This window comes from Streptomyces sp. NPDC058373, from assembly GCF_042723275.1.
In the GTDB taxonomy this organism is placed as follows: Bacteria; Actinomycetota; Actinomycetes; order Streptomycetales; family Streptomycetaceae; genus Streptomyces.
The window spans coordinates 1-1,719 of record NZ_JBHXJE010000097.1 but is presented as its reverse complement, the minus strand read 5'-3'; the positions used below and the strand labels follow the sequence as shown (position 1 = coordinate 1,719).

Below are 1,719 nucleotides of genomic sequence, written 5' to 3'. Positions count from 1 at the left end.
GTGGCTGTTTCTTCGGTTGCCGGCCCCAGTGAACTCGGGATGTATGTCTCGGGGTGGTGGGTGGTTGGTCGTTGTTTGAGAACTGCACAGTGGACGCGAGCATCTGTGGCCAAGTTTTTAAGGGCGCACGGTGGATGCCTTGGCACCAGGAACCGATGAAGGACGTGGGAGGCCACGATAGTCCCCGGGGAGTCGTCAACCAGGCTTTGATCCGGGGGTTTCCGAATGGGGAAACCCGGCAGTCGTCATGGGCTGTCACCCGCTGCTGAACTCATAGGCAGTGTGGAGGGAACGCGGGGAAGTGAAACATCTCAGTACCCGCAGGAAGAGAAAACAACCGTGATTCCGGGAGTAGTGGCGAGCGAAACTGGATGAGGCCAAACCGTATGTGTGTGATACCCGGCAGGGGTTGCGCATGCGGGGTTGTGGGATCTCTCTTTCACGGTCTGCCGGCCGTGGGACGAGTCAGAAACCGTTGATGTAGGCGAAGGGCATGCGAAAGGCCCGGCGTAGAGGGTAAGACCCCCGTAGTCGAAACATCAGCGGCTCGTTTGAGAGACACCCAAGTAGCACGGGGCCCGAGAAATCCCGTGTGAATCTGGCGGGACCACCCGCTAAGCCTAAATATTCCCTGGTGACCGATAGCGGATAGTACCGTGAGGGAATGGTGAAAAGTACCGCGGGAGCGGAGTGAAATAGTACCTGAAACCGTGTGCCTACAAGCCGTGGGAGCGTCGCTGTCAGTACTTGTGCTGGCAGTCGTGACTGCGTGCCTTTTGAAGAATGAGCCTGCGAGTTAGCGGTGTGTAGCGAGGTTAACCCGTGTGGGGAAGCCGTAGCGAAAGCGAGTCCTAAGAGGGCGTTTGAGTTGCACGCTCTAGACCCGAAGCGGAGTGATCTAGCCATGGGCAGGTTGAAGCGGCTGTAAGAGGTCGTGGAGGACCGAACCCACCAGGGTTGAAAACCTGGGGGATGACCTGTGGTTAGGGGTGAAAGGCCAATCAAACTCCGTGATAGCTGGTTCTCCCCGAAATGCATTTAGGTGCAGCGTCGTGTGTTTCTTGCCGGAGGTAGAGCACTGGATAGGCGATGGGCCCTACCGGGTTACTGACCTTAGCCAAACTCCGAATGCCGGTAAGTGAGAGCGCGGCAGTGAGACTGTGGGGGATAAGCTCCATGGTCGAGAGGGAAACAGCCCAGAGCATCGACTAAGGCCCCTAAGCGTACGCTAAGTGGGAAAGGATGTGGAGTCGCAGAGACAACCAGGAGGTTGGCTTAGAAGCAGCCACCCTTGAAAGAGTGCGTAATAGCTCACTGGTCTAGTGATTCCGCGCCGACAATGTAGCGGGGCTCAAGCGTACCGCCGAAGTCGTGTCATTGCAGCATGAGGGCCAACGCCCGCTGTGATGGGTAGGGGAGCGTCGTGTGCCGGGTGAAGCAGCCGCGGAAGCGAGTTGTGGACGGTTCACGAGTGAGAATGCAGGCATGAGTAGCGATTCACACGTGAGAAACGTGTGCGCCGATTGACTAAGGGTTCCTGGGTCAAGCTGATCTGCCCAGGGTAAGTCGGGACCTAAGGCGAGGCCGACAGGCGTAGTCGATGGATAACCGGTTGATATTCCGGTACCCGCTGTGAAGCGTCAAACATTGAATCCAGTGATGCTAAGCCCGTGAAGCCGTTCCGGACCCTTCGGGGAATGGAAAGTGGTGGAGCCGGTG

At 57.6% G+C, this 1,719-nt stretch carries 1 rRNA gene; it reads left to right on the top strand.

The features are described from left to right. Positions 1–107 precede the first annotated feature (107 nt). A 23S ribosomal RNA gene (locus ACFWMZ_RS28145) occupies positions 108–1,719 on the top strand; the annotation flags it as partial.